The 18,859-nt window shown below is 63.4% G+C and carries 16 protein-coding genes; 10 read left to right on the top strand and 6 right to left on the bottom strand.

Annotated features, from left to right (window positions below):
* Window positions 1-8 precede the first annotated feature (8 nt).
* The 6 genes from fabG (at window position 9) to gmk (ending at window position 5,684) form a co-directional block, all read left to right on the top strand.
* Window positions 9-746, top strand: coding sequence for a 3-oxoacyl-[acyl-carrier-protein] reductase (gene fabG, locus ACXJKO_RS15570; protein ID WP_457091999.1), 738 nt, complete (start codon window positions 9-11; stop codon window positions 744-746).
* Between the two features lie 234 nt (window positions 747-980).
* Window positions 981-1,217: an acyl carrier protein gene (locus ACXJKO_RS15565; RefSeq protein WP_457091998.1), complete on the top strand. Its 237-nt coding sequence runs from the start codon at window positions 981-983 to the stop codon at window positions 1,215-1,217.
* 67 nt (window positions 1,218-1,284) lie between these two features.
* The gene (gene fabF, locus ACXJKO_RS15560) at window positions 1,285-2,547 is read left to right on the top strand and encodes a beta-ketoacyl-ACP synthase II (RefSeq protein ID WP_457091997.1); all 1,263 of its coding nucleotides are present in this window, start codon (window positions 1,285-1,287) and stop codon (window positions 2,545-2,547) included.
* Between the two features lie 96 nt (window positions 2,548-2,643).
* Window positions 2,644-4,026: an endolytic transglycosylase MltG gene (mltG, locus tag ACXJKO_RS15555; protein ID WP_457092013.1), complete on the top strand. Its 1,383-nt coding sequence runs from the start codon at window positions 2,644-2,646 to the stop codon at window positions 4,024-4,026.
* A gap of 115 nt (window positions 4,027-4,141) precedes the next feature.
* Window positions 4,142-5,029 (top strand): YicC/YloC family endoribonuclease, encoded by an 888-nt coding sequence (locus ACXJKO_RS15550; RefSeq protein ID WP_457091996.1) that lies wholly within the window; start codon window positions 4,142-4,144, stop codon window positions 5,027-5,029.
* A gap of 4 nt (window positions 5,030-5,033) precedes the next feature.
* Complete coding sequence (gene gmk, locus ACXJKO_RS15545; protein WP_457091995.1) at window positions 5,034-5,684, top strand: guanylate kinase; 651 nt, start codon at window positions 5,034-5,036, stop codon at window positions 5,682-5,684.
* Here gmk and rsmA read toward each other — a convergent pair.
* Genes rsmA through lptF form a run of 5 tightly spaced genes read right to left on the bottom strand, consistent with a single transcriptional unit; the run spans window position 5,681 to window position 12,384 of the window.
* Window positions 5,681-6,538, bottom strand: coding sequence for a 16S rRNA (adenine(1518)-N(6)/adenine(1519)-N(6))-dimethyltransferase RsmA (gene rsmA, locus ACXJKO_RS15540; RefSeq protein WP_457091994.1), 858 nt, complete (start codon window positions 6,536-6,538; stop codon window positions 5,681-5,683). The genes gmk and rsmA overlap by 4 nt on opposite strands.
* The gene (pdxA, locus tag ACXJKO_RS15535; protein ID WP_457091993.1) at window positions 6,535-7,551 is read right to left on the bottom strand and encodes a 4-hydroxythreonine-4-phosphate dehydrogenase PdxA; all 1,017 of its coding nucleotides are present in this window, start codon (window positions 7,549-7,551) and stop codon (window positions 6,535-6,537) included. The genes rsmA and pdxA overlap by 4 nt, the downstream gene beginning before the upstream one ends.
* Complete coding sequence (locus tag ACXJKO_RS15530; RefSeq protein WP_457092012.1) at window positions 7,551-10,094, bottom strand: LPS-assembly protein LptD; 2,544 nt, start codon at window positions 10,092-10,094, stop codon at window positions 7,551-7,553. Before ACXJKO_RS15530 ends, pdxA begins: the two co-directional genes overlap by 1 nt.
* A 38-nt stretch (window positions 10,095-10,132) precedes the next feature.
* A complete protein-coding gene (gene lptG / locus ACXJKO_RS15525) occupies window positions 10,133-11,221 on the bottom strand; it encodes an LPS export ABC transporter permease LptG (protein ID WP_457091992.1) in 1,089 nt (362 codons plus the stop codon).
* Window positions 11,222-11,223: 2 nt separating this feature from the next.
* On the bottom strand, window positions 11,224-12,384 hold the full coding sequence (gene lptF, locus ACXJKO_RS15520; RefSeq protein WP_457091991.1) for an LPS export ABC transporter permease LptF: 1,161 nt from the start codon (window positions 12,382-12,384) through the stop codon (window positions 11,224-11,226).
* 190 nt (window positions 12,385-12,574) lie between these two features.
* Here lptF and ACXJKO_RS15515 point away from each other — a divergent pair, with 190 nt between their 5' ends.
* From ACXJKO_RS15515 to ACXJKO_RS15500, 4 genes are all read left to right on the top strand, one after another.
* Complete coding sequence (locus tag ACXJKO_RS15515; RefSeq protein WP_457091990.1) at window positions 12,575-14,065, top strand: leucyl aminopeptidase; 1,491 nt, start codon at window positions 12,575-12,577, stop codon at window positions 14,063-14,065.
* Between the two features lie 124 nt (window positions 14,066-14,189).
* Window positions 14,190-14,642, top strand: a complete 453-nt coding sequence (locus ACXJKO_RS15510) for a DNA polymerase III subunit chi (protein WP_457091989.1) — start codon at window positions 14,190-14,192, stop codon at window positions 14,640-14,642.
* 162 nt (window positions 14,643-14,804) lie between these two features.
* Window positions 14,805-16,352 carry a S10 family peptidase gene (locus ACXJKO_RS15505; RefSeq protein ID WP_457091988.1) on the top strand — a complete coding sequence of 516 codons (1,548 nt, stop codon included), beginning with the start codon at window positions 14,805-14,807 and terminating at the stop codon, window positions 16,350-16,352.
* Window positions 16,353-16,355: 3 nt separating this feature from the next.
* Complete coding sequence (locus tag ACXJKO_RS15500; protein WP_457091987.1) at window positions 16,356-16,739, top strand: hypothetical protein; 384 nt, start codon at window positions 16,356-16,358, stop codon at window positions 16,737-16,739.
* Between the two features lie 463 nt (window positions 16,740-17,202).
* Here the strand turns inward: ACXJKO_RS15500 and ACXJKO_RS15495 are convergent.
* Window positions 17,203-18,859 (bottom strand): ABC-F family ATP-binding cassette domain-containing protein (locus tag ACXJKO_RS15495; protein ID WP_457091986.1); only part of this gene is annotated, 1,657 nt, incomplete at its 5' end.

Raw genomic sequence — 18,859 nt, 5'->3', positions numbered from 1 at the left:
GAGCCTTCATGTTCGATCTGACCGGCCGCAAGGCTCTCGTCACCGGCGCTACCGGTGGCATCGGCGGCGCCATCGCCCGCGCCCTTCACGCTAGGGGAGCGACCGTCACCGTGTCCGGCACCCGCCGCGCGGCGCTCGATGAACTCGCCTCCGCCCTCGGCGAGCGCGTTCATGTGGTCGAGGCGAATCTTTCCGACAAGGATTCGGTCGAAGCCCTCGTTCCCGCTGCGGAAGCTGCGATGGATGGCCTCGACATTCTTGTGAACAACGCGGGCGTGACCAAAGACAACCTGTTCATGCGCATGAAGGACGAGGAGTGGGATACGGTGATCGCCGTCAACCTCACCGCATCCTTCCGCCTTTCCCGCGCCGCCGTGAAGGGCATGATGCGCCGCCGCTACGGTCGCATCGTCAATATCGGCTCCATTGTGGGCTCAACGGGCAATCCGGGGCAGGGCAATTATGCCGCCTCCAAGGCCGGCCTCATCGGCATGACCAAGGCGCTCGCGGCGGAAGTCGCCAGCCGCAACATCACCGTGAATCTGGTCGCTCCCGGCTTCATCGAGTCGCCCATGACGGACGTTCTCAACGAGAAGCAGCGTGAGGGAATTCTAGGCACAATTCCCATGGGAAGGCTTGGCCATGGCGAAGAAATTGCGTCGTCGGTCGTTTATCTTGCCTCCAACGAAGCCGGCTACGTGACGGGGCACACCCTGCACGTAAATGGCGGAATGGCCATGTTCTAGAATAACTTAGCGGCGCTTGCGGAATCTGTTCGCAGGCGCCGCTGGCCTCTCGCCAGAGAGGACAAGCTTGTGTTAATCATGAGCCCGATCGAGCCAAAGGGGTTGACCGGCGCTTAAAAATGCGGCTTTGCACGGCGCAAGGTAGCCGTTTCAGCGTTGTCAGCTGAGCAGCTGATCTACTTTTATTTCTAAATCCGCCCGATTCCCGAGGCGGCAGCCACTGAGGAAAAAACGATGAGTGACGTCGCTGATCGCGTGAAGAAGATTGTTGTCGAGCATCTCGGCGTCGAGGCCGACAAGGTTGTCKACAATGCCAACTTCATCGACGACCTGGGCGCGGACAGCCTCGACACCGTCGAGCTGGTGATGGCCTTCGAAGAAGAGTTCAACGTCGAGATCCCGGACGATGCCGCCGAGACCATCGTCACGGTCGGCGATGCCGTCCGCTTCCTTGAGAAGAACGCAGCCTAAAGAGCTGGACGGGCGTCGGGTGACTCACTTGACGCCCGATTTTTATTTAACGATAGGGTAGAACGTTATGCGCCGGGTTGTTGTAACGGGTCTTGGCATGGTCACTCCGCTGGGCAATGGGGTCGATGCCACGTGGTCCCGCCTTCTCGAGGGCCAGAGCGGCGCTGGGAAGATCTCCAACTTCCAGGTCGATGATCTGGCCTGCCAGATCGCCTGCCAGATCCCCCTCGGCGACGGCTCCAACGGCACGTTCAATGCCGACGAATGGATGGAGCCCAAGGAACAGCGCAAAGTCGATCCCTTCATCGTTTACGCCATGGCGGCTTCCACCMAGGCCCTGCGCGATGCAGGCTGGGCTCCCAAGACCTACGAGGATCAATGCGCCACGGGCGTGCTGATCGGCTCCGGCATCGGCGGCATCGGCGGCATCTACGAGGCTTCCGCTACCCTGATCGAGCGCGGCCCGCGCCGCATCTCGCCCTTCTTCATTCCTGGCCGTCTCATCAATCTCGCGGGCGGCTACGTGTCCATCGAGCACGGCCTCAAGGGCCCGAACCACGCGGTGGTCACGGCCTGCTCCACCGGCTCCCACGCCATCGGCGACGCTGCCCGCCTGATCGCGCTCGGCGATGCCGACGTGATGGTGGCCGGCGGCACGGAATCCCCGGTGAACCGCCTCTCCATCGCGGGCTTCGCCGCCTGCCGTGCGCTTTCCACGAGCTACAATAACACGCCCGAGAAGGCCTCGCGTCCCTACGACAAGGACCGTGACGGCTTCGTCATGGGCGAGGGCGCCGGCGTCGTGGTGCTGGAGGAGTACGAGCACGCCAAGGCGCGCGGCGCCAAGATCTACGGCGAGGTCATCGGCTATGGCCTCTCGGGCGATGCCTATCACATCACCTCGCCGTCCGAGGACGGCGACGGCGCTTATCGCTGCATGGCGGCCGCTCTCAAGCGCGCCGGCATTCCGGTCTCCGAGATCGACTACGTCAACGCCCACGGCACCTCGACCCCGCTCGGCGACGAGTTGGAGCTGAAGGCCGTGGAGCGCATCGTCGGCGATGCGGCGGGCAAGCTGTCCATGTCGTCCACCAAGTCGGCCATCGGCCACCTGCTCGGCGCCGCAGGCGCTGTCGAGGCGATCTTCTCGCTCCTCGCCATGCGCGACGGCATCGTGCCGCCCACCATCAACCTGGACAACCCGTCGGTCGAGACCGCGATCGATCTGGTTCCCAAGGTGGCCAAGCGTAAGGAAGTCAACGTCGCCCTGTCGAACTCCTTCGGCTTCGGCGGCACCAACGCCTCGCTGGTCTTCCGCCGCGTCTCCTGAGGATAGGCAGCGCGACGTTACGGCTTTTCGCCATATTCCCCGTTAGGGTGTCGGACGAGCCGGTAGTGAATCGGCCGGCACCAGAAAAGCAGCGTGATGTTCGGACGAAAGAAAAAGACCAATCTGATGGCTGAGCACGAGGCCGAGGCGCTGGATCCGCAGCAGCCGCGTCTTTCCCCGCGCTCGCCCAGCGAGGCCATCAAGCCGTCGCTGGCTCCGCCGCCGCCGCCCCGCCTGCGCCGTCGTCGCAGGGGCATGCTCTCGCTCATGAGCGGGCTGATGACCCTGTTCGTCGCCGTGGCGATCGCAGGGATCTTCGGCTTCACCTTCCTGGAGCGCGAGATCACCGCTAAAGGACCGCTCCAGAGCGACAAGGTGGTCGTCATCCCGCGCAACACGGGCACCGGCGAGATCGCCAGCATCCTCAAGCAAGAGGGCGTGATCAATCAGCCTTTCCTGTTCGAGGCCTATGCCCTCATCAACCGGCAGCGCGGCCAGATGAAGGCGGGTGAGTTCCAGTTCAAGGCCGGCACGAGCATCGAGGAAGCCATCGACACCCTGGTCCAGGGCAAGGCGATCCTCCACACGGTCACGGTGCCGGAAGGCCTCACGAGCGAGCAGATCATCGCACGCCTCTACGAGAACGAGACCCTCAGCGGCGATGTCACCGACACGCCCCGCGAGGGCACGCTGCTGCCCGATACCTACAAGTTTGAGCGTGGCACCACCCGCCAGCAGATCATCAACACCATGCAGGCGGCCCAGCGCCAGGCGATTACCCAGATCTGGCAGCGCCGCTCTTCGGAACTGCCGATCAAGTCGCCGCAGGAACTGACGATCCTCGCCTCCATCGTGGAGAAGGAGACGGGCCGCGCGGATGAGCGCACCCGGGTCGCCGGCGTGTTCATCAATCGCCTCATGCGCCGCATGAAGCTGCAATCCGACCCCACCATCGTCTACGGTCTCGTGGGCGGAAAAGGCACCCTTGGTCGCGGTATCATGCGCAGCGAGATCGAGGCCGCCACGCCCTACAACACCTATGTGATCGAGGGCCTGCCTCCCGGCCCCATTGCCAATCCCGGACGCGCCGCGCTCGAAGCTGTCGCCAATCCGTCGCGCACGAAGGACCTTTACTTCGTCGCCGATGGCTCGGGCGGCCACGCCTTCGCCGAATCCTACGAGCAGCACCAGCGCAATGTCAGTCGTTGGCGCCAGCTCGAGAAGACGCGCGCCACCACCGAGCCGGCCGAGGTGGACCGTGTGGAACCTGAAGCGGAGACGCGTGGCCAGTCCGGCGCTTCGAACGACGTGGCGCAGGAGCTGCGCGGCTCGGCCAATGCCCTCCCGGCAAACCGGCAGGGCGGGCGCACCCGTGGGTTCGACGCAAGTGAGGGGACGGACAAGGACCCCCTCAAGAACAAGACCTTCGACCTGTCGAATCCGAAAAACATTCCCAACTTGCGGCCGCCGGGCCAGTAACGGGCCGGATGCCTCCGAGAACTCGGGATTGCTGATCGACTCCGGGATCGGCGCGCATTATGGTCGCGCCGATTTCAGGTGCCCGATGTGACAGCCGGGTTTTGCGAGGTTTTCTATGTCCATTGCGAGCATGACCGGCTTCGCCCGTGAAGCCGGGATCACCGGCCCCTACCAGTGGGCGTGGGAGATCAAGACGGTCAACGGGCGCGGGCTCGAAGTGCGGGTGCGTACGCCGTCCGGCTTCGATGCCTTGGGCGAAGAGGCGCGGGGCCAGATCCTCAAGGCGCTCACCCGAGGCCAGGGCCAGCTCAATCTCTCCCTCTCGAAGGCCTCCTCCACGCCGAAGCTGCGCGTCAATCAGGAGGTCCTGCAATCCCTCCTGTCCGCTATCGGTAATTTGACCCTTCCCGGCAACGTGCAGCCCGCCTCGCTCGATGGGCTTCTCTCCGTGCGCGGCGTCGTCGAGCTCGAAGAGGATGCGACGGAGCCGGGGCAGGACGAGGCGCTCACCACGGCGCTCAAGGGCGCTGTCGGCCAACTCATCGAATCTCTGAAAGCAGCGCGGCTGAAGGAAGGACAGGCGCTTGCCGTCGTCCTCAACCAGCAGCTCGATCTGATTACGTCGTTCGTCACCGAAGCGGAAAAGTCGCCCGCGCGTCAGCCCGAGGCCATTCGGGCGCGGCTCGAAGCGCAGATCGCGGAACTCATCGACGGCAAGGCCACGCTCGATCCCGCGCGCCTGCATCAGGAAGCCGTGCTGATCGCCGCCCGCGCCGATATCCGCGAGGAGATCGACCGCCTGCGCGCCCATGTGGATGCGGCGCGCGGATTGCTGCAGGAGGGCGGCAGCGTCGGCCGTCGTCTCGATTTTCTGGCGCAGGAATTCGGCCGCGAGGCGAATACCCTGTGCGCGAAGGCCAATGACGTGTCTTTGTCGCGGATCGGCCTTGAACTGAAAGCCGTTATCGAGCAATTCCGCGAGCAGGTTCAGAACGTGGAGTGATGCGGTGAGTGAAGTTTCCAAACCTCTGGTCGGCCGTCGCGGCCTCATCCTCATCCTGTCCTCGCCCTCCGGCGCGGGCAAGACCACACTGACCCGCAGCCTTGTTGACGAGCGCGCAGGCGTTCTCTCCGTCTCCGTCACCACGCGCCCGAAGCGCCCGTCCGAGATCGAGGGAAAGCACTATCACTTCATCGAAGTGGAAGAGTTCCTGGCGATGCGCGACCGCGACGAGTTGCTGGAATGGGCCGAGGTCCACGGCAATTACTACGGCACGCCGCGCAAGCCGGTTGAGAAGACACTGGCCTCCGGCCAGGACATGGTCTTCGACATCGACTACCAGGGTACGCGTCAGGTGCGCCAGAAGCTGCCTGACGATGTGGTCACGGTCTTCGTTCTGCCTCCGAGCTTCAAGGAGCTGAAGGCCCGCCTTGAGCGCCGTGCGGAAGATGCGCCCGACGTCATCGCCAAGCGCCTCGCCAATGCCCGCGTCGAGATGGAGCGCTGGGTCGAATACGACTACGTGATCGTCAACGAGTACCTGGACGACTCCTTCCAGAGACTCAAGGCTATCCAGACTGCCGAGCGCCTCAAGCGCGATCGTCTCGTCGGGCTGTCGGAGTTCGTCGAAGGGCTCCTGTCGGAGAAGCTGGATTAAGCTTTGCCCCGCGCCGCATCGAAGGCATTGGCAAGCGCCACATAACCTTCCACCGGCACATTCTCCGCGCGAGCCGTTTCCTCAAGGCCTGCTGCCTTGATGATTTCTGAGGGATCGGGCGCGATAGATTTCAGGCTCTGGCGCAGCATCTTGCGACGCTGGCCGAAGGCCGCGCGCGTGACCGCCTCCAGGGCTCCGATGCGGCAGGGAAGCGGCGAGGCCTTCGGCGTCAGGTGAACGATGCTCGACGTGATCTTCGGCGGCGGGACGAAGGCGGAGGGCGGCACGTCGAAGAGGATGCGCGCATCCGTACGCCAGCCGCAAAGCACTCCAAGCCGCCCATAATCCTTCGGGTCGTCTTCCGTCGCCACGATGCGCTCGGCCACCTCGCGCTGGAACATGAGAGTGAGCGACGACCACCAGGGCGGCCATTCCTCGACTGTGAGCCAATTAATCAGCAGCGCCGTGCCCACATTGTAGGGAAGGTTCGAGATGATGCGCACGAGCCCGTCGCCCATCATGGGGCGCGGGTCGAACGCGAGCGCATMCGCTTCGATCACATCGAGGCGTTCGGGATAATGATCGGCGATTTCGGCAAGAGCCGGCAGGCAGCGGCTGTCGCGCTCGATGGCGACGACCTTTTTCGCACCTGCCGCCAGGATGGCGCGGGTCAGGCCGCCGGGACCGGGACCGACCTCGATGACGGTAGCGTCTTCCAACGGCCCGGCGGAGCGGGCGATGCGGCTCGTCAGGTTGAGGTCGAACAGGAAGTTCTGGCCAAGCGATTTCTTGGCCATCAGGCCGTGCGTGCGCACCACTTCGCGTAAAGGAGGAAGACCGTCGATCTGACTCATGATTTCGCACCTTTTCCCAAGCGGGCGGCAAGCCTGATGGCGGCAATCAGGCTGTCGGGGCGGGCGATGCCTTTGCCCGCGATGTCGAAGGCCGTGCCGTGGTCGGGCGATGTGCGCACGAAAGGCAGGCCAAGCGTCACGTTTACCGCTTCGTCGAAGGCGATGGTCTTGATCGGGATCAGGGCTTGGTCGTGGTACATGGCCAGCGCCGCATCGTAGTTCTTGCGGGCGCGGGCATGGAACATGGTGTCCGCCGGTAGCGGGCCTGCAACCTCGATGCCATCGGCCCGCAGAATATCCACGGCGGGAGCGATGATATCCTGGTCTTCCTTGCCCATCGAGCCGTTCTCGCCCGCATGAGGATTGAGCCCTGCCAAGGCAAGGCGCGGTTGGGACAAGCCGAACCACTCCCGGAGCTCGCGGGCGACGATCCGCCCTGTAAGAACGATGAGATCCGTCGTGAGATCCGCCGGCACCTTGGCGAGTGCGATATGCACGGTGACCGGCACGACGGCGAGCTCCTCGCTCCAGAGCATCATCACCGGGTGATAAGTCTCGCTGCCGCCGGCTGCGGCGAGAGCCGCCAGGAATTCCGTGTGGCCCGGATGCTTGAAGCCGGCATCGTAGAGCACATGCTTCGCAATCGGGTTGGTGACGAGGGCGCTGGCTGCGCCGCTCCGCACGAGGCTGACCGCCGTCTCGATGGATTCGATCACGGAGGGAGCCCAGGCCGCATCTGGCTTTCCAGGCAGCGCTGCGACGCTGGCTTTCAAGGGAATGACCGGCAGGGCCTGCGCGAAGGTCGAGGCGATCTTGGAAGGCTCGACGGACACGATGGGGACGTTCCAGCCTTGATCCTTGGCGACACGTTCCAGATGAGCGGGATCGGCAATGACCGCGAAAGGCGGAAGGCGTTCTTCGTTGCGCTGGAGCCAGGCTTTGAGGGTCAGCTCCGGCCCGATGCCTGCGGGGTCGCCCTGGGTCAGCAGGAGAGGGCGCTCATGCCGGGGCACTAGTTGGCTACGCCCTCTTCCCCGGAGTCGGAGCCGTCCAGACGCTGGGTGAAATTGGCCTCGCCCAGGGTGCGCAGCTCAAGACGCAGCATCACCGTGTGGTTGCGATCCTTCTCGCCCGCGGTGGTCGTCAGTTCACGAGGAGTCATGATGTAGCTGACTGAGAAGGTGGTGCACTCGTCGATATAGCCCACGCCCAGTGACATGGAGCTGACATAGGCGGTGTCCTGACGGTTGTAGACCGCAGTGTCGGGATTGGTGGCGTATTGGATCGCATAGTTCTCGCGGGCGAGCAGGTAGCGATCGAGATCGAGCAACAACGACCCGGAAAGATACCAGTTCGGCGTCACGTTCCAGGTCGCCGAGCCGAGCAGGCCCTCGCGGCGGCGCGGGAAGCCGATATCCGGCTGGGCCGCGTAGCTCGCATATGTCAGCGAGGTCGAGAGCGGCAGGTACGGGTTGAAATTGGCCCTGACCCCAGCTTCGACCCGGTTGACGCCGAAGTCATCCTGATCGAACCGCGCGCGCGACACGAACGCGAAATTGGCATTCGGCGAGATCTGCAGGCGGCCCACATAGTCGGAAGCGCGGGAATCGAGACCTGAATCCAGGCCGACATTGGCGAGATCCGGTTGGCGGAACGAGTTGCGGCCGGCGATCTGATAGGACTGTCCGAACAGCGCGTTCGCATAGAAATTGTCGGCGCCGGTAACCGTGTACTGGATGCCGAGATTCGCACGAACGCCGCCTTCCGCACGGTCGTAACCAGAGTACTTGTCCCAGTCGAAGAGAGACGTGTCGTCGAAGACAAGGCTCTGCGCATCCTCGTTGGGAAGATGGCCGATCTTGGTCTCGTTCGGGCGGGCGATGACCTGAGCGATGGGCTCGATCACCTGGCGGCCCGAGGTGCCGAGATCGGCGACGAAGGGATAGCGGTATTCGAGGCCGACGGCCGGCATGGCCCGGAACAGATAATCGTCCTCGTCCTGGATGTAGTTGCTAAGATTGGCGTTCTGGTAGCCGCTGAAGTTGGGAGCGATCCAGAAGTTGTCGGCACGAAGATAGGCGAAGGGCGTCCAGACCTGACCGGCCGGATCGACGAACTCACGCCGCCAGGAAGCCATGACCGAAGCCCGGGAGGTCGAGCCGCTGATGCCGCGCACCAAACACGATTCCGGATCGAAGATGACGCAGGTTTGATAGATGCCGAAACTGGTCTGGTTGGCGGTGGAAAGCGGCTCGAACTGGGCCGCCTCGCGGGTCAGGCTGGTGACATTCACGTTGAGTGCGAACTCGCCGCCAATGACGGAAGGCGTGACGCGCTTGTCGTAGTCGAGAACCGGGGCGACGACGGGCAGCTGCTTCTGCCAGTCCTGCGTCGACAGGCCTTGGAAATAGTAGCCGCGCATGTCGAAGAAGGATCGGTCGCCTTGGCCCTGCAGGTACAGGGTCGAGATCGATTCCCTTAGGTAAATCGTGCTGAGACTTTCGCTGCGGATATTATAGTTCGACAGGAACCATTTGTCTGAAACCAGAGCGATGTCCCAGCCCCATGTCCAGCGGTCGTTGATGTAGAATTTGCCGGTCGTTTCCAGCGAGCCGCGGAATTCGCGGTCGCCCGGACCATAGGGGCTGTCCAAGAAGGCATCCGGGTCGAGCTGCGAAATGCCCGCCACGCGGATGTTGTAGGAGCCGGTCTCGAGACGATGGCGCCACTCGGCCTGGCCGAGGAGGCCCTGGCGGCTGAGAATGGTCGGCGTGACGGTCAGGTCATAATTGGGCGCGATGGCCCAAAAGAACGGGACGCCCAAGCCGAAACCGAGGGTATTCGAATAGACGTAACGGGGCGAGAGGAAGCCGGTCTTGCGCTTGACCGTGGGATCCGGCGTCCAGAAATACGGCATATACGCTACGGGCAGGCCAAGGATCTCGAGGGTCGCGTCCTCGTAATAGATCGTCTGCTCGCTGTTGTTATGGATGATCTTGGCGGCCTTCACCTGCCAGAGAGGCGGCCGCTCCGGGTTGTCCTTACAGGGCTCGCAGGCCGTGTAGGTGCCGCTTTCGAAGGTCGTCGTTTCACCAGCGGCCCGTTCGGCGCGGGGGGCCGAGAAGCGGGTCGTGACCGGGCGGCCATTGTCGACCGAAGTCTGAACCACCCGCAGCGAATCGATGAAGCCGTTCTTGAAGTCGTCCGTCAGCTCGAATCGGTCGCCCGTGACGACGGCGCCGCTGGCATCCGTCAGCCGGGCATTGCCTTCGGCGAAGACGCGTCCGGTATTGCGGTCATAGGTGACGCGGTCGGCCTGGAGGGTCCGGCCCTGGTAGTTCATCTGGACGTCGCCGGAGGCGGCAATCGTGTTCCGGTCGTTGTCGTAGACGATTTCCTTGGCGTCGACGAGGAGGCGGTCCTCCCCGGACTGAGATTGGGCGCGGGAGGTGATGGCGTCATTCAGCGACTGGGCAAGGGTTGGCCCTGACCCAACGGCACACAGAAGCGCCGCTGCGATCGCAGACGTTGCGACCGATGTCTTGAGCCGTTGAATCCCCACGCTTAACCCACGTCCCTTATATGAGAACGGGGTCAGCCGTCCTCTTGGTATAATAATGCCAAGGTTCCTAAAAGACTGCCTACTACGGCAGGGAACCAGGCTGCAACTCCAGAGCTGATGATGCCGGATGCTCCAAGCTCCGCCATAAGCTCAGTGGCGACATAAAGCATGAAGCCGGCAGCGACGCCACCCAGAACTAACATTGCTACACCGCCAAATCGAAAGAATCTTAACGAGACGGAAGCAGCTACGAAAACCATGGCGATGAACAGCAAGGGGCGGGCCATGAGCAGGTCGTAATGCAGCTGGTAGGTCGTCGCGTTCATGTCCGAGCTTTCCAACCGATCGATCGTGTCTCTCAAGTCCCAGAAAGGCACGGAATCCGGGTCGATGAAGCTCTGCCTGAGTTGAGAAGGCTGGAGGTTCGAGGCGATCAGATAGCGATCATGTGATCGGGGCTCCTCGGTCGCCGAGAGGACACGGGCGTCCTTCAATTCCCAGAAACCTTCATGAAGGGCTGCTTCCTTCGATTCGATTCGATGGGTGAAGGCTCCGGCATCATCGAACATATAGACCGTGACGCCCACCAGGGTCGCCGAATCGTTGAGGCTTCCGTCGGCCCTGAACACCGCCTGCCCATCCTGGCTCTTCTGGCGCAGCCAGATGGGCTTCTCCGAGACCTGCGACGTGCGGGAGGCGAACGCCTTGGCCTCCAGATCGGAAGCCTGCTGCTTCAGATGAGCGGAAACGGGGTTGTAGATCGTGACGGACACGATGCCGAGGGTAAGGGCAACCAGCAGGCCGGGCTGCAGGAACTGCCAGGCGGAGACGCCGGCGGCGCGGGCCACCACGAGTTCCAGCTTGCGGCTGAGCTGAAGCAGGGCCGCCATGCTGCCGAAGAGAACGGCGAAGGGCATGACCTGCTCGGCAATGGCCGGGGTACGGAACAGGGCCAGCTGGGCCATGAGGGCAGGGGTGGCGTTCTCCGTATCGCCCGCGCGGCGCATCAGCTCCACGAAATCGAGGGTGTAGACGAGGGTGAAAACCGTCGCGAAGACGATAAAGATCGTCTTGATGAACTGGCGGGAGAAATAGAGCCCGAGGGTACGCCCGATCAACATGCTCAAGCTCCCTGGGTTGCTGCCTTACGCGAGGGGCGCAAGGAGCGGAATGCATTACGGACCTTGGCGTTGAAGGAACGCATGGCCGGACCCTGGAAGATCTGCATGAGGCAGATCACGATGGTGCCGATCGGGACCGCATAGATGGCAATGACGGCCGCAGCCGAGCGCGCCGCCGCGCTGGATGCGGCAAATCCGAGAATTCGTAACAGCACCACGCCGACGATGGCCGCCGCGATGGCGAGACCGCGCCCCTGGCGGGTCGTGCGGGCTTCGCCCAGGGCCGCGAAGGCAATGGCCATCATGGCGAGCGGATAGAGCCAGGATGAAAGCCTTTCATGAAGCTCGGCCCTGAAGCGTCCCGGCTGGAGCTGGTAGAGCGGTTCGCTCTTGTCCGGGAACAGGAGCTGCGTGGTGCTGCGCTCGCGCGGCTTGTAGATCACCTCGCCGTCCTCCCGGTTGAAGGCCGCGAGGTCCACGGCATAGCGCTCGAAGGCCACGATGGACGAATCGCGGCTGTTCGGTTCCTTGCGCTGGACGCTGCCCTTTTCGAGCACGAGATAGGCCTGTCCGTTGGTCTCGACGGTCTGGCCGCGCTCGGCGAGATAGACGATGGGCTTCTTCTTATCCCGTTGATCTTCCATGAAAATTCCGAGCAATGCATCGCCCGAGCGCTCGCGGTAGTGGAAGGTGATGCCGTTCTCGAGCGTGATGAACTGGCCTTCCTTGGCCATGGTGGCCACGAAATCGGCCCTGATCTTCGTGAACAGGAGACGCAGCTCCTGGAAGCTCGCCGGCATGATGTAGACCGAGATCATGCCCACCACGATGCAGATGAAGGCGGCGAGCGCGATGAAGGGCCGCAGCAGGCGCTGAGGCGCCATGCCGCCCGCGCTCATGACGATCAGCTCCGAGTCGCCATTCAGCCTGTTGAGGGTGTAGATGACGGCCATGAACAGGGCCACGGGCGCGATGACGTTGATCAGGGCGGGCAGAGACAGGCCCGTCACCGTCAGAAAGATGAAGAGCGTCTGGCCCTTGCCGGTCAAAAGATCGAGCTCGCGCAGGGCCTGCGTGATCCAGATGACGGCCGTCAGCGCGACCAGGCACGCGACGAATGCGCTGAACGAGATTTTCAAAATATAGCGTTCGAGAAGTGTCATGAAGCTCTTCGCCCTGGGCACCAAAGGCCGTGGGTACCTTGTCACAAGGTCTTAAGGCAAGACGGGTGTTTTCAACAGCCCGCGATTGCGCCTATTTCACGGCGGCGCTCCTCATGCCCTATATGGTGGAAGTCCTTATTCGGGGTGCCCGCGAATCCGGCCCCATATTCAGTCAAACTACGAGGGTTTCATGGCCGACAGCTTCAAGATCGACTTTCAGCCGCACGGCAAGGTCGAAACCGGCGATCTCATCGTCTTCGTCGGAGAGGATCTCAAGCCAGCGCCAGCGGTTGCGAAGCAGCTCGGCTCCAAGGCCGTCGACCTGATCGCCAAGGCGGCCGCAGCCGAGAGCTTCAAGGGCAAGGCGAAGTCGGCCATGTCCATCGTGGTGCCCAACGGCCTGAGCGTGGACCGGCTCATCGTTGTCGGCGTCGGCGGCGAGAAGGACAGGGATTCGGTCGATTTCCTCCAGCTTGGTGGTCTCATCGCCGGCAAAGCCAATGGAAAGGTCACGACCGCCATCCTCGACCTGCCGAAAATCGAGGTGACGCCAGAGGCCGTCGCGGATGTGGCGCTCGGCGTGCAGATGCGCCGCTACAGCTTCGACCACTACAAGACCAAGAAGGACGATAACGGCTCCAAGGGTCCGGCTCGCCTCGTTCTGAACGTGGCCGATGCTGCCGCCGTCAAGAAGGCCTACAAGGGAAGCGAGGGCGTCTACCACGGCATCGCCGTTGCCCGCGACCTCGTGAACGAGCCGCCGAACGTGCTCGGCCCGCAGGAATTTGCCGCTCGCGCTCAGGCTTTGACCAAGCTCGGTGTCGAGGTCGAGATTCTCGACGAGCGGGCCATGAAGAAGCTCGGCATGGGCGCGCTCCTGGGCGTGGCGCAGGGCTCGGCGCGTCMGCCACGCGTGGCGATCATGCGCTGGAACGGGGGCAGGGCCAACGACAAGCCCATCGCCTTCATCGGCAAGGGCGTGGTGTTCGATACCGGCGGCATCTCGATCAAGCCGGCGGCCGGCATGGAGGACATGAAGGGCGACATGGCGGGCGCGGCCTGCGTGGTCGGCCTCATGCATGCGCTGGCCAGCCGCAAAGCCAAGGCCAACGTAGTCGGCGCCATCGGCCTCGTGGAGAACATGCCGGACGGCAATGCCCAGCGCCCCGGCGACATCGTGACCACCATGTCCGGCCAGACCATCGAGATCATCAACACGGATGCGGAAGGCCGCCTCGTGCTGGCCGACGTGCTCTGGTATGTGCAGGACCGCTTCAAGCCGAAATTCATGATCGATCTCGCAACGCTCACCGGCGCGATCCTCGTGGCGCTGGCGCAGGAATATGCGGGCCTGTTCTCCAACAACGACGAATTGTCCGACCGCATCACCGCCTCCGGCAAGACGACGGGCGAGCGCGTGTGGCGCATGCCGATCGGGCCGGAATTCGACAAGATGATCGAATCCAAGTTCGCCGACATGAAGAATACCGGCGGGCGCTTCGGCGGTTCGAGCTCTGCGGCGGCTCTGCTCCAGCGCTTCGTCAACGATACGCCCTGGGCGCATCTCGACATCGCCGGCACCGCCATGGGCTCGCCGCAGACCGAAGTCAGCAAGGGCTGGGCTTCAGGCTGGGGCGTGCGTCTGCTCGACCGACTCGTGCGCGATCACTACGAGGGCTGAACCTTCAAGAGCGTCATCCCGGGGCCGCGCCAGCGGAACCCGGGATCGTCTAACGAAGATAGCGCTCTATTCTGACAACGATCCCGGATCTGCGCTACGCGTCGTCCGGGATGACAGGAAAGTAATGGCCGAGGTCCTTTTCTATCATCTCCAGCAACAGCCGCTGGAATCTGTGCTGCCCACGCTCCTGCAGAAAACGCTGGAGCGCGGCTGGCGAGCGGTGATTCAGGTGACGACTGAAGAGCGCTTGTCCGCGCTCGACGACCACCTCTGGACCTTCAGCGACGAAAGCTTTCTGCCGCATGGCACGGACCGTGAGGCCCATGCGGCCGACCAGCCCATTCTCATCACGCTGGGCGCCGACAACCCCAACGGTTCCGCAATCCGTTTCCTCGCCGAGGGCGCGGACCTGCCCCAGGACATCGCTTCCTACCAGCGTCTCGCGATCCTGTTCGACGGTAACGACGTTCAGGCTCTCGCCATCGCCCGCGACCAATGGCGCGCGGTGAAGGAGGGCGGTCACGATGCGACCTACTGGCAGCAGGACGAGCGAGGGCGGTGGGAGAGGAAGGCGTGAGCCTGTTTCAGAAGTTTGAAGTGCGGAGTCTCTTTTAACGTCATGGCCGGGCTTGTCCCGGCCATGACGGAACAGACAGCCGAACACGATTTCTTCATCGCCCGAAAGCTTGCATCAGAAGCCGAAGTCTCCAGTTTCACCGGAGCCACAAGGAATTCCGCGATGTCCCGAGCCTTCCGCCTTCCACTCTATGCCGCGCTTTGTGTCTCCCTGGCCATGCCGCTCGGGGCGGGGGCGCAGGAGGCAGGACAGCAGGCGGCGCAGCAAGACCAGCGGCGTCAGCGGCAGGAAACGCAAACCCAGAGCTTGCCTCCGGAATCGGTGACGCGTCATACGCTGCAATTGCCGGGGCGCACCCTGCAATTCACTGCGACGGCCGGGCATCTCGCGCTGACCAATCCCGAGGGTGCGCCTCAGGCTGAAATCGGCTTCGTGGCCTATACGCGGGACGATGCGGACCGGGCGTCCCGGCCCGTGACATTTGCGGTTAATGGCGGACCGGGGGCGTCCTCCGCCTATCTCCATCTTCTTGCCGTCGGCCCCTGGCTTCTGCCGCTGGACGGCGGCGCCATCAGCCCCTCGGCATCCCCCGCGCTCGTGCCCAATGCGGAAACCTGGCTCGATTTCACGGATCTCGTGTTCATCGATCCGCCGGGCACGGGCTACAGTCGCGTGGTCGGCGGCGATCAGGTGCGCGAGCGGTTCTATTCGGTTCAAGGCGATATCGATGGGCTCGCCGCCTTCGTCATGCGCTGGCTGAAGGAAAAAGACCGGCTGGCCTCGCCGAAATTCTTCGTGGGCGAAAGCTATGGCGGCTTCCGTGGGCCGCTGCTGGCGCAGAAATTGCAAAACGATCAGGGCATCGGCTTCAGCGGCCTCGTGCTCGTGTCGCCGGTGTTCGATTTCGACTGGCTCGGGGGAGGAACCGGCGCGCCCTGGATCAACGCGGCACTCCTGCCGTCGCTTGCGGCGGCGCAGCAGTCGCGCAAAGGTCCGGTTTCTCGCGAATCCTTGCAGGCCGCCGAGAATTACGCTTCCGGAGAGTATCTCATCGATCTCATGAAGGGGCCTCAGGACAAGGTCGTCGTGGACCGCGTGAGCACCCGCGTCGCGGAATTCACAGGCCTCGATCCCGAACTGACGAAGCGTCTCGCAGGACGTATCGACATGCGCACAGCGCAACGGGAATTGCGGCGCAGCACATCCGAGATCGTCAGCGCGTACGATACCAACATCGCGATTGCCGATCCCAATCCCAACTCGCAGGTTTCGCGTTTCGATGATCCCGTGCTCGATGCGATGACCGCGCCCTTGTCGAGCGCCATCATCGGCCACCTGTCCCAAACCCTGAACTACAAGGCGGAAGGGCGCTACAACCTGTTGAACGGCAGCGTCAACGGCAATTGGCGCTGGGGCAACGGGCGGAACGCGCCTGAGAATCTCGATGAGCTGCGTCAGGCGCTTTCGCTCGACGGCAAGATGCGCGTGCTCGTTACCCACGGCTTCACCGATCTGGTGACGCCATACTTCGCCTCCAAGCTGCTTCTCGATCAGCTTCCCGCGCTTGGTCCCCAGAACCGTGTGGCATTGAGTGTTTACGAGGGCGGCCACATGTTCTATTCGCGACAGGCGTCGCGGCAGGCCTTCCGAAACGACGTGCAGAGGCTTTTCGAGGAAGCCCTGCAGGCCAGAGCCGCCAACGGGGATTGATCGATGCGTCTGAAGGTTCTGTCCGGTGCGGTTCTCGCCGCCATGAGTGTCGCTGCCTGCACTAGCACGTCATCCGCGCCTCCGGTTGCAGCGCCCTATACGCCCGCGGCGCCGATGGCATCCGTGCCCACCGGCCCGACCTTCGACGGCCCTCTGCTGGGCCCCGACGGACGCTGCACCGGCGTATCGACAGGCACTGCCACCGTGATCGAACCCGGCATCGCGGAATGCGACATCGTCCGCATCAAGGGCAAGCCCGCCACCGACGTGCTCGTCGGAGAAAGCGGGAAGGGACAGCGCGAGGTGCAGGTGCTCTATTCCGAGCCGGGCGGGCGCGAGCTGTACTTCTTCGTGAACAACCGGCTCGATCGGATCGTGAAGCCGTAAAAACAGTCGATCCTGCCAAGTACAAGGCAGGGTCGATGACCCGAATATTTACGCGGAAAGAATGGCTGCCTGCTAGCTCAGCAGGCTAGAGCCATAGTTTATACCCCAGACGCACAACCCAATTCCCACAACGACGGCGAGCCAGTTCAAGGACTGGTCCAGAAATGACGTACGCTGGAGAGGGGCAGTCGGTGTAGGCTTTCCGGGTGGCTGCAAATTGACTGGCATGGTGGGTTCTCCAAAGCCCGAAGAGCTTCGAGACGCTCCTGCGCCCAAAAGGGCAGCGGCTGACTTAGGAACCACTGATGAAGCCACCGTACAGGATGACGCTAGCTTCCGATAGCGCAAATCCCGCACGGATTACCGGTTTGATGAAAAACTCATCCTAGGCCTAATCACGACGGAGATAGCCCACTGCAGCGCCGAGAGCTATGCCGATTGCGGCGACAGTTCGATCTCTATGTTAGGCCGACACCTCTTCAATCTCCCCGCTCACGCTCAGCCACTCCTCCTCCAGAGCAGCGAGCGTTTCCGCCGCGTCGGCGCGCATCTTCGACAGCTCCGTCGCCTTCGCTGAATCCTTCAGGAAGGCCGTGCCGTCGGCGAGTGCTGTGTCCACCTTGGCGATCACGTCGGTGAGTTTCGCCATCCTCGCTTCCAGCGCTTCAAGTTTCTTGCGCAATGGTGCCAGCGCCACGCGTTTCTCGGCGGCGGCGCGGCGTTCATCGACCTTCGAGGTGCTCGGCGCCTGCGGCTTGTCCGAGCGCTTTTGCGTATCGAGATCGCCGGAGAGGATGAGCTGGCGATAATCGTCCATATCGCCATCGAAAGGCTTCACGCTGCCGTTGCCGACGATCCAGAGACGGTCCGCGCAGGCCTCGATCAGGAAGCGGTCGTGGCTCACGAGGATCACGGCGCCGTCGTAATCGTTGATCGCTTCCATCAGCGCCGTGCGACTGTCGATGTCGAGGTGGTTCGTCGGCTCGTCGAGGATGAGCAGGTGAGGGCCGTTGAAGGCGGCAAGGCCCATGAGCAGGCGCGCCTTCTCGCCGCCGGAGAGCGAGGAGACCGGCGTGTCGGCCTTCGCGCCCGGAAAGCCGATCTGCGCCGTACGGGCGCGGATTTTTGCGATGGGCGTGTCGGGCATGCGCTCGGCCACGTGGTCGTAGGCGCTCGCCTTCGGGTTCAGCTCGTCGAGCTGGTGCTGCGCGAAATAGGCCACGTCCATGCGGGTGGGCGTGCGCATCTCGCCCTTCATGGGCGCGAGCCTGCCGCCGATGAGCTTGCAGAAGGTGGACTTGCCGTTGCCGTTGGAGCCCAGAAGCGCGATACGGTCATCCGGCGCGATGGTGAGGTTCAGCCGGTCGAGCACGATGCGCTCGCCGTAACCCACCGCGCCGCTCTCCACGGTAATCAGCGGCGGCGCTGCGGGGCGCTCGGGTCCTGGCAGGTTGAAGGGCATCACGTCGTCCTCGACGATGGTCGTGACGGCCTCCATCTTGGCAAGGCGCTTCACGCGCGACTGCGCCTGCCGCGCCTTCGAGGCCTTGGCTTTAAAGCGGTCGACGAAGGCTTGCAGGTGCTTGCGCTCGGCCTCCTGCTTCGCCGCCATCTTCGCGGTGAGCTCGCGCTTTTCCGCATATTGCTTGGCGAACGATGTGTAGCCGCCGCGATAGATCGAGAGCTTGCCGCGATCGAGATGCAGGATGTGGTTCACGCAGGTGTCGAGCAGTTCGCGGTCGTGGCTGATGACGAGAACCGTGTGCGGATAGCGCCCGAGATAATCGTAGAGCCAGAGCGTACCTTCGAGGTCGAGATAGTTCGTCGGCTCGTCGAGAAGCAGCAGGTCGGGCTCGGTGAACAGCACGGCGGCGAGCGCCACGCGCATGCGCCAGCCGCCCGAGAAATCGGAGCAGGGCCTGCGTTGCGCCTCCGCATCGAAGCCGAGGCCGTGGAGAATGGCGGCGGCGCGCGAGGGGGCGGAATGCGCGCCGATATCGGTGAGCCGCATTTCGATCTCGGCGCGGCGGATGCCGTCCGCGTGCTCTGCCTCCGCGAGGAGGGCGGTGCGCTCCTTGTCGGCGGCGAGCACCACCTCGATGAGGGTTTCCGGCCCGCCC

Source organism: Microvirga sp. P5_D2, assembly GCF_054049475.1.
Note: the sequence above shows the minus strand (reverse complement) of the source record. Positions and strands in the feature narration are given on the sequence as shown.

Bases quoted from the DNA above. Each gene is read 5' to 3' on its own strand.
- lptG (WP_457091992.1), bottom strand. From the start codon at position 11,221: ATGTTGATCGGGCGTACCCTCGGGCTCTATTTCTCCCGCCAGTTCATC.
- ACXJKO_RS15550 (WP_457091996.1), top strand. From the start codon at position 4,142: ATGTCCATTGCGAGCATGACCGGCTTCGCCCGTGAAGCCGGGATCACC.
- mltG (WP_457092013.1), top strand. From the start codon at position 2,644: ATGTTCGGACGAAAGAAAAAGACCAATCTGATGGCTGAGCACGAGGCC.
- fabG (WP_457091999.1), top strand. From the start codon at position 9: ATGTTCGATCTGACCGGCCGCAAGGCTCTCGTCACCGGCGCTACCGGT.
- ACXJKO_RS15510 (WP_457091989.1), top strand. From the start codon at position 14,190: ATGGCCGAGGTCCTTTTCTATCATCTCCAGCAACAGCCGCTGGAATCT.
- lptF (WP_457091991.1), bottom strand. From the start codon at position 12,384: ATGACACTTCTCGAACGCTATATTTTGAAAATCTCGTTCAGCGCATTC.
- ACXJKO_RS15500 (WP_457091987.1), top strand. From the start codon at position 16,356: ATGCGTCTGAAGGTTCTGTCCGGTGCGGTTCTCGCCGCCATGAGTGTC.
- ACXJKO_RS15505 (WP_457091988.1), top strand. From the start codon at position 14,805: ATGTCCCGAGCCTTCCGCCTTCCACTCTATGCCGCGCTTTGTGTCTCC.